The 9,432-nt window shown below is 64.4% G+C and carries 6 protein-coding genes; all 6 read right to left on the reverse strand.

Going from position 1 to position 9,432, the window contains the following annotated elements; genetic code table 11:
• Positions 1-1,211 precede the first annotated feature (1,211 nt).
• A complete protein-coding gene (gene ccmB, locus ABIV12_RS01670; protein ID WP_348055577.1) occupies positions 1,212-1,895 on the reverse strand; it encodes a heme exporter protein CcmB in 684 nt (227 codons plus the stop codon).
• Entirely contained in the window at positions 1,892-2,569 is a 678-nt protein-coding gene (gene ccmA / locus ABIV12_RS01675) for a heme ABC exporter ATP-binding protein CcmA (protein WP_348055579.1), read from the reverse strand. The genes ccmB and ccmA overlap by 4 nt, the downstream gene beginning before the upstream one ends.
• Positions 2,570-2,868: 299 nt before the next feature.
• Positions 2,869-3,444 carry an ECF-type sigma factor gene (locus tag ABIV12_RS01680; RefSeq protein WP_348055580.1) on the reverse strand — a complete coding sequence of 192 codons (576 nt, stop codon included), beginning with the start codon at positions 3,442-3,444 and terminating at the stop codon, positions 2,869-2,871.
• A gap of 31 nt (positions 3,445-3,475) precedes the next feature.
• Positions 3,476-6,355, reverse strand: coding sequence for a tetratricopeptide repeat protein (locus ABIV12_RS01685; RefSeq protein ID WP_348055582.1), 2,880 nt, complete (start codon positions 6,353-6,355; stop codon positions 3,476-3,478).
• A 193-nt stretch (positions 6,356-6,548) separates the two neighbouring features.
• Positions 6,549-8,042 (reverse strand): hypothetical protein, encoded by a 1,494-nt coding sequence (locus tag ABIV12_RS01690; protein WP_348055584.1) that lies wholly within the window; start codon positions 8,040-8,042, stop codon positions 6,549-6,551.
• A gap of 82 nt (positions 8,043-8,124) precedes the next feature.
• A partial coding sequence (locus ABIV12_RS01695; protein ID WP_348055586.1) for an NAD(P)/FAD-dependent oxidoreductase occupies positions 8,125-9,432 on the reverse strand: 1,308 nt, incomplete at its 5' end.

The raw sequence follows: 9,432 nt of genomic DNA on the forward strand, positions 1-9,432 counted from the left end.
AACCACGAGATCAGTCGCTCGCCGTCGCGTTCGTAGCCACCGAGAAATTGTTCGATCGGCTTGCCGCGGCGAAGAGTTGATTCTAGAAATGTTGGACTAAGGTGACGCATGGCTATTGGGGTATAACTAGTATTAGACCCCGCATCCGGGGTGTTGCGTGGCATCGTTCAGGAACCAAGGGCCAGCGTCAAGAGAAATTCTTTCGCGACATCAAACGCTTGGCCGCTTTCAGAGCACCTTTCCGCTCCCGAGTCCTTGGTGCAACACTGCGGAACCGTGGGTGTATGAGTTACCACTGCGAAAATGAGGGTGTAACGGCGGCGCCCGACGCGGGTGCGCACTTTGCCTGTTCGACGAAGTTTGTCTCGCCATTCGGTGAGATCGTGACTTTTGGCGGCTGGAACAACGCAGTTTCGGGTTTGGCGGGCTGATGAATTACGAGCATGTTCGTTCATCTTTGCGCGAGAGGAGCGGTCGTATCCGGGGCTTGTCTCGGTCTGATTGAACACGGCCGTGAAAGGTTCGATGCAATCAAACTCGTTCGTTCCTGTGGCGGGTTTCGCCTCGCACACGATCCCCTTTGGCCAACTTCGTGCAGAGTCGGGGGCCTTTTGATTCGAGACGTATTGCAGGACTGTACAACCGGAGTTGCCAGTCACATGGCGGTTGGCACTCTTCTTTGACCGGTTGAACCGCATGCATGTCCGTCCGAGCGTCATGCGTTCGAGATCGCGCTGCAATGATCAGACTTGGACGTCGTTTAATGGGGCTGCGAGCTCCGTCGATGACACCGTGACTACTCGGCTTCGCTTCATCAAGAGTCATGGGTGGAATGCAGCGCAGCAGCGGTGAGGCGCGTGGCTCGATGGATGAGACTCGTTAGTGCCGACAGTTGGACCTGGGCGCGCCTCACTCCGGCTCGGTTGGATAGCGTTCAAGAAAAAAGTCGCATTTCTGCAGCTCCGCGTGGCCACCTTCAGAATGGACGGGGCGCGGGTCACGCGACCTTGGACTCCGGTTGCCGCGAGGCTTTCAAAAAGCCGGGCTCGCGTGTCTTGCGCAGGGCTGCAAGACCCTGCTTCTTCGACAAACCCTTGAGCCATGCTTCTGTGCAGGTGCTGCACGACACGCTCGACGCCTCATGACGACGTCTGCAATGAATGGGTGCAAGATGATCACCGCAAGCCCAGGCAATTCGCTGAACCCGTCACTCAGTTCATTGAAATGCGCAGTGCCGCCGCACACGCGAGCGGTGCGAGGACCAGCGCGAGGACCAGCGCGGCGCCTAGCCAGAGTAGGGGAGCGATGAACGGAAGACTTGCCTGCGCCGCATTGCAGGCACCGGCGCCGAAGATCAGCACCGGAACGTAGAGCGGCAAAACGAGCAACGCGACGAGCATGCCAGAGCGGTGCATGCCGACCGTCAGCGCGACGCAGACCGCGCCCAGCAGACTGAGCAACGGCGTAGCGAGCAACAGCGCGCCTGGAAGCACCCAGCGAACGGGTTCTGCGATGTGCAGCAATTCGCCAAGGAGAGGGGAGACGACGATCAGCGGCAGGGCGGTTGTCAGCCAGTGCACCGCGATCTTGCACGCCAGAAGAAGACTCAACGGATGCGGCGACAACACCAGTTGTTCGAGCGAGCCGTCTTCGTAATCGCTGCGGAACAGGGTATCGAGCGCCAGCAGGCCGGAAAGCAGGATCGCGACGAAGACAACGCCGGCGGCAATCCTCCGCAGATTTTCCGGTTCCGGGCCGAGCGCGAGCGGAAACAGCGCGACGACAATCAGCGCGAACAGGATCGGATTCAACGCATCGCCGCGCCGGCGCCAGATCAACGTGACGTCGCGGCGCACCAGCGCGGCGCAGGCGGCGGTGGTCGAACCGGACTTCACGACGCCGCTCCATCGGCATCACGATTGCCGCTACCCGGTCGCAACGCGACTCTGCGTGGGGTCCCGGAGGTGTAGGCATAGGCGCCATGCGAGGTGATCAACGCGGCGCCGTTGCGGTGCGCGTGATTCTCCAGCAGGCGATTGACCAGGCGAATGCCGTCGAGATCGAGATTCGCGTACGGTTCGTCGAGCAGCCACAGGCCGACCGGCGCCATCAGCACGCGCGCGAGACCGACCCGCTTCTTTTGCCCCGCAGAGAGTTGCCGCGTCGGCACGTCGGCGTAGCCCTCGAGACCGACGCCGGCGAGCGCGCTGGTGGGCGAAATGCCGCTTCGCAGTCCGTGCAGGCCTGCGGCGAATCGCAGGTTCTCCAGCGCGGTGAGTTCGGGCTTGAGCCCGGACTGATGACTCAGCAACGCAACTTGCGGCGACAGAAGGGCAAGGGTGAGCGGCTCGCCGTTGAGGCGGATTTCGCCGGACGTCGGCTCCAGCAGCCCGGACAGCACGCGCAGCAGCGTCGTCTTGCCGGCGCCGTTGTCGCCTTCGATCAACACCACTTCGCCGGCCTTCAGCGAAAAATCGAGGGGTCCGAAGATGGGCTCGTCGTTGCGCGCAAATGCGAGCGCCTGCGCTTCGAGCAGGGCGGGGCCTTCGTGGAAGTCGGAAGAAGTCATGCCGCGCGCATGCTAGCGGCATGCGCGCGCCAACACCATGCGGCGTCGAATCACCCAACTGCTTGGACGACTGGAAACCGTCGGCGAAGATCCGATCCGACGCAAGTCGCGTGATGTCCCGGTGGTGGTCGGAATGGAACAGCGATCCGCTTGCTGTCTCGCCAGACGATGCGGGCACATCCGCCGGAGAAGCGCTGCAGAAGGCGCGATCGGCCGACCCTTCGGGTGGTCGAGGTGTCCTCGAGGCGCGTCAGCCGCGGTCACAATTCCCACACGATCAAAACAATCGGTCACCGCAATCAGGTGCCGCCACGCATTTCGGATGCGAGAAGCAATCGGGCCGCCTGCCAGTCTCGCTTGATGGTCCGCTCGTTGAGCCCTTCGAGTTCGCCGATCTCAACGAAGCTCATGCCACCGAAGAAATGGAGGTGCACGACGCGACTGGCGCGCGCGTCCACCTGTTCGAGCGAGCGCAGCGCCTTGTCGAGTGCGAGGATCTCGATGGCGTCGTCGCCCGATTCGGGAACGCGTTCGTCGAGGGTGACGAACTCCATCGCGCCGCCTCGCTTTTCCGCACCGACGCGCCGTGCGTTGTCAACGAGGATCTGGCGCATCGCGCGTGCAGCCACGGCCATGAAATGCAGACGGCTCGATGGCAGGATCGACTGCGAATGCGACAACTTCAGCCAGGTTTCGTTGACCAGCGCGGTGGTCGACAGCGTCAGATTGCGATGGCCACGCGCTTGCCGGTGCGCGCAGCGGCGCAGGTCCTCGTACACGAGTGCGTACAACTGCGCGTCAGCCCCGGCATCGCCGCGTTCTGCCGCGGCGAGGAGGAGGGTGACGCTGCGGTCGCCGGCGGAGTCGTCGCTCATGCGGAAAGCATCGCCGGCCTACACGGCTCCGTCAATCGGCAGCGATGTCTTTCGCAAGCCAGGGATCAGGATCGGGGATGGTTGCCAACAGCGCTTTTGCCTGCTCGCGCTCATGGAGGCGTTCATCCTGGCGACCCCGCGCTTTCGCGATGCGCGCAAGCAGCGCATGGCTCGCTGCCAGGTCCGCCGCGTCCTGCGGAACACGCGCCTCGCGTTCCTTCAAAACCGCGTCGGCAATGGCTTGGGCCTCGTCCGCCCGATCCAGGGCGACCAGTACATCGGCCCGCGTGGACAACGCCAGCGCGTGCCGCACATCGCCTGTCGCGTCCGCCTCGTTCAGGAGGCGCTCGGCGATCTCTGTCTGCTGCAACGCGTCGGCGGCGCGACTGTTTGTCAGCAACGCGCGCGCAAGCGTGATGTGGATGCTGGCAACATCCCGTCCTTTGCCGAGCACCGCGTCGGCAATGCGTGCCGCGCGGCGCGCCTGGAGCTCGGCTTCGGCCGGATGCCCGCGCCGCAACGCCAGCAAAGCCAGGCCATTGGAGTCGCTGAGAACGGCGGGGTGCGAATCGCCGAGAACCGACAGGTGCAACGCGAGTGCACCGCGCATCAGTGGCTCGGCTTCATCGTATCGACCCAGTTGCATCAGTGCGCTGCCGAGGTTGTTCGACATCGTCGCGGCCGACGTTGTGCGGTCCTGACCAAGGTCGCGCAGGATCGTCGTGGCTTCCCGCAGCGTGCGCTCTGCGCTTTTCCAGTCGTGGCGCACGATCGCGAGCAGACCGATCGAGTTGAGCGTATTCGCGACCAGTGCATGGCGATCGCCGTACGTGCGACGCTGGATCGCGAGCGCGTCTTCGAACGCCGCGAGCGCTTCATCGGTCCGTCCCTGCAGACGCAGCGCCGCGCCGAGGACCTGTTCGGATTCGGCCACTGCGGGATGGTCGTCACCGAGACGAAGACGCCGAACCGCCAACGCCTTGCGAACCTCCGCTTCGGCTTCCTTTGCACGTCCCTTGCCGGCCAGCACCACTGCAAAATCGGCATGGATCTGCGCGCTGCGCGTGTCGTCGGGACCGTACACAGTTTCCGCCGTCGCGATCGCCTGCTGGAACACCCCCATCGCTTCGTCAAAACGGCCGAGGCGTTCGAGCATCAGGCCTTCGATCTGTTGATCGCGCGCGCGATCGCCCGCACCGTTCGTTCCGCGCCTCTCATCGAGGGTGCCGGCCGCACGTGCGTCGACAAGCGCTTCGTCGAACCGACCCTGTTTTTCGCGCAATTGCGCCCGTTCCACCAGCGCACGCGATCCGGTGGCGCCGTCCGGGGACAGCGCCACGGCGCCGGCGATCAGTGCGTCCGACTCAGCCAAGTGACCTCGCTCCCGTTCGACCACCGCCGCCTCGATCGTCGCGCGTGCGCGAAGATCCAGGTCGGCATCCGTGTTGGACAACGTTTGACGGGCATCCGAGAGCAATGCGGCAGCCTGGTCGAACTGTCCCAACTGCCGGTACAGGGTGCCGAGCGTCACCAGCATCTGCGCACGCAGGCGCGGCTGATCGGTGAGTTCGTTGCGGATGCGCTCGCTGCCGCGATCAAGCAGCTCACGCGCAGTCACTCGCGCGCCGGCGGCGGTGTCTGGTGCCGACGCGTCGAACACGCTCGTAAGAAACGCCTGCGCCGCGGTTGCGCCGCGCGCTTCGTCACGCGCAACGCGCGCCTGCCAGAGCGCGACGCCCGTGCCGGCGACCAGTGCGACGATCGCGAACACGGCCGACACTGCCGCAATGCGATGGCGTGCTGCGAATCGCTGGAGCCGGTAGACGGCGCTGTCCGCGCGGGCGCGAATCGGCAGCCCGTCGCGGCAGTTTCGCAGGTCATCGGCGAACGCTTCGACCGTCGCGTAGCGACGCGCGGGATCGGCGTCGGTCGCACGCGCAAGCACGATGCCTGTGTCACCACGCAACGCCCGGGGCGCTACACCGGGCGGACTGCCCTGTGCCGCGCGTTCACGCGCGTTCGACGCCCACAAGGTGACACGCCCGGTCGACGGATTGCTCGCGAACCGGTTGCCGGTGAGGAATTCGAAGATCATCACTCCCAGCATGTAGACGTCGGTTGCGGTGGTGACGTTTCCACCGCCCAGTTGCTCAGGAGCCGCGTAGGCGCGCGAGAGGAAACGCCCCGCCGTCGCGGTGGGATCCGCGTCGGTCTCCGCGAGCAGTTTGGCAATGCCGAAGTCGAGCAGGTGCGGATGACCGTCGGCGTCGACCAGCACGTTGCCGGGCTTGATATCGCGATGAACGATCAGGCGCTGGTGCGCATGCGCGAGCGCATCGGTCAATTCGAGGCACAGATCGACGCACGCCTTGAAGTCGGCTCCGGTACGGCTGGCCCATTCGCCGAGCGGCACGCCGACGATGTAGTCCATCACCAAGTACGGCCGTCCGTCTTCGGAGACGCCGCCATCGAGCAAGGACGCGATGTTGGGATGCGACAGGCGCGAAAGGATCTGCCGCTCGCGCCGGAAGCGTGCAAGCACTGCATCCGAATCCATGCCGCGCTTGATCAACTTGAGGGCACCTTGCTGGACGTAGCCGTCGCCGTCCCGTTCGGCCAGCCACACCGATCCCATGCCGCCCTGGCCGAGCAGTCGCACGATGCGCCACGGGCCGATCGATCCTTCCAGTGGTTCTGCGGCGTCGTCTTCCCCTGCAATGCGCGCGGCAATGTCCGAGGCGGACTGATCGAGAATGTCGCCGTTCTCGCGTGCGAGCAACTCGCGAAGTTGGGCCGCAAGCGCCGGGTCGTCGACGCAGCGCAGATCGATCAACCCCGGGCGCGCATCGGTCTGCGCGTCCATGAGCTCGCGCAACAGCGTGAACAGATGACGTTTGCGTTCGAGATCCAAGCGGCCGGTCTCCGTGGTGTCGGCGGAACAAACAGGCCGGGAGTGTGCCGCAAATCCGATCCCTTCAAACATCCGGAAGGGGCATCGCACGTCGGGTGACTGCCGGAACGCTCCGCCCGTGTCGCTGCCTCTTCAAGTGGTACGCGTCCGTCGACCGACCTGGCGGCCGACGGACGCGTCCATCGTCGTGCGATCAGTCTGACGACGAACCGCCGAAACGGTCGGCAAAGATGCTGTCGGTGGCAACGTAGCGGACGATCGTCATGTCGTAGTCCCCGATCGATTGGTCCCACCGCCGGTAACCGGCCGTGGCGACGACATTGTTGTCGAGCACCAGGTCCTCACCCGTCGAGTTCTTCGGGGTTCCAGCAAAATCCTGGAAGGCGAGTGCGTGCCGGACGCGGGCCGACGAACCGAACTGGACAACGGCCTGGAGTGGATGGCTATCGCCGAAGAGGTCGTCAAGGATATTGATGCCAACGACGAGGTCGCGATTCTGGGCGCGTTCTGCCAAACCAAACGGGCGGTTGGTGCCGCTCACGACGAGGTCATGATAGAGCCCGCTGTTCGCGAAAGACGTGTCGGTCGAGCCGTCGGCGCGAAAGGCGGCGAGCACGAGTTCGTAGTGGGCAGGGGATGCGTTCGAATCCTTCGCTCTGCCTGCGGCGACGAATCCGCCATTGGCGCGCCGGATCACCCGGTCGAGGCCGTCCTTGTGGTCGCCGCCGAGATCCACGGCGACCGCCTGGAAGCCCGTTCCGCTGAACAACGGATCGATCTGTCCACTGAGTCCGTCGATCGCACCAATGAATCCGTCGGTGTCCTCACCGGCAAGCTGGGCGCGCTGGGTCGCGCCGACCATTACCAGCTTCACCTGGAACGGTGCAGGCGCATAGGCGATCAGATCCGCGATGCTGTCATTTCCGTTTGCAAGGAAGTCGAGGTTGTAGTGAAAGACACCGGGGTGGTTGATGTCGTCACCGAAGCCGCCGTCGACCGACCCACTCGTCGAGGACATCTTGACCACCGCAATTGCGAGATTGGACGTGGTGCCGCTGCCGGTGTCCGACGAACCGGCCAGATAGAGCGAGCTGAAGGCATAGGTGATCCGGCTGGGGTAATCGCCATGGCGGGCGGCGCCCGCGCCCAGATCGAGGGCAACTGACACGAACCCATTGCTCCCGAAGCCGGCACACGGGTCGCCATCGGCATCGACGCAGTAGACGCCAAAGTCGCTGTCGGTGAATCCGGGCGCGGTGTAGGAGCCGAGTGCATAGAGCGTGTCGCCCGCACCGCGCGCGACGTCGACGATGAACGACATCGGCGTGTCGAAGCTCTTTTTCCCGGTGCCGTTGTAGCTTGTATCGAAGCTGCCGTCGGCCCGGTATTTCGCGACGGTGAGAGTCGGGTAGGGCGGCAGGATGGAGGTGTTGCCGGCATGACGCCCGGTGAGCCAGTAGCCACCGCCGCTGATCGGGAAGACGCGCAACGCAAGGTCGCTGTTGCTGTCCGCATCGTTGAAATCCGCGACGGCAGAGGCGAACGAACCGGGCTCGGCGAGATCGTTGGGTGCCAGTGAACCCGTGATCCCGGTGAGTTCGGCAAGCCCCGGCGCACCATCGGAAACAGGCGCCGCGTGGGCGAGTGGAATACAAAGCGACAAGGCGAGGAAGCAACGGACGTTCATGCACGATCTCAGGTGTGGGATGGGTCTCCTGTAGTACGCAAACCCCGGATTGATCGGGACATGAGTCGCATCGCGCGCGCGGTCAGTCCGTCACGACAGGCGTCAGTCGCTCGCGCACCCGTTGATCGGCAATCGAGAGATCCACCTCGGCAATGTGCGATCTGCCGTCCGTCAGCTCACGCAACAACGCATCCTGCACGGTGCCTCGCGCGAACGCCCGTGCGTACGGCATGCGCGTGAACGTGACCATCGAATAGCGCGGGATGAATCGATCGGGGTGACGGTCTGCGAGCACGCGGCCGAGCTCGCGCCGGAGAAGGAAGCCGGCATCTGCGACCGAGTCGCGCATTTCGATGTAGTTCTCCAGCGCCATCGTCGCGATCGCTTCCGCATTCGGTCGTCGTCGTCGCTCGAATTCGGCAAACGTCCACTCGGGGTCGTCGGAATGTGCGGTCAACAATTCGGCGAGTTCCACCGCATCCTCGAAGCCGCAGTTCATGCCCTGGCCGTGGAACGGCACGATCGCATGCGCAGCATCGCCAACAAGCAGCGCTCGCCCTCCGAGATGCCAGCGATCCAGATACAGCGTGGACAGCATGCCGACCGGATTGGCGACGAAGTCGTGCTCGAAGTCCGGGACCAGCGGCAGCAGGTCGGTGAAGTCGCGCGCGAAAAGATCACGGGCGGCTGCCGGCGTCGCGAGTGTGTCGAATCCTGGATCGCCGTGATTGGGCATGAACATCGTGACCGTGAAACTTCCCGCCGCGTTCGGCAGCGCGATGCACATGTAGTTGCCGCGCGGCCAGATGTGCAACGCGTTGCGCTCGATCGCGAACGACTCGCCGCGCGCGAGTGCTGCGGCGGTATCGGCGGCAAGCGAGGCAGCCGGAAAATCGGGAAGCGCCGGAATCTCCAGCTCCTTGTAACCATGCCCCAGTTCTTCGATGCGCTCACCCAACGGTGTCGAGTCGTTCATCGCAGCACGCAATGCCGAACCCGCGCCATCGGCACCGATCACCGATGCAGCGATGTGCGCGTGGTGGCTGGCATCGGTATCGTCCTCGAACACCAGCTCCACCCGCGAATTGAACGCAGAGGATGCGAGCCTGCGGTTGAAGTGCATGCGTGCGCCGGCCTTTTCCGCCGCGTCGATCAGCGCGACGTTCAATTGCCCACGGCTGATCGACCAGATCACCTCGCTGTCGTCACGTCCATAGCGGAGCAGATCGGTGTGACCATCCGGGTGATGCACCATGCGCCCGCGCATCATCACTGCGAGCCGCATCACCTCGTCGGTCAGTCCGGCGAGACGCAGGCCATGCAGGCCGCGTTCGGCCAGTGCAAGGTTGATCGAGCGTCCGCCGCCATAGCCTTGCTTGCGCGGGTCCGG

It is taken from the genome of Dokdonella sp. (assembly GCF_039926425.1).
Taxonomy (GTDB): Bacteria; Pseudomonadota; Gammaproteobacteria; order Xanthomonadales; family Rhodanobacteraceae; genus Dokdonella_A.

What these genes read in the sequence shown, in the direction of transcription:
- ABIV12_RS01690 (WP_348055584.1), bottom strand. Translation starts at nt 8,042, where the DNA reads ATGAACGTCCGTTGCTTCCTCGCCTTGTCGCTTTGTATTCCACTCGCC.
- ccmA (WP_348055579.1), bottom strand. Translation starts at nt 2,569, where the DNA reads ATGACTTCTTCCGACTTCCACGAAGGCCCCGCCCTGCTCGAAGCGCAG.
- ABIV12_RS01680 (WP_348055580.1), bottom strand. Translation starts at nt 3,444, where the DNA reads ATGAGCGACGACTCCGCCGGCGACCGCAGCGTCACCCTCCTCCTCGCC.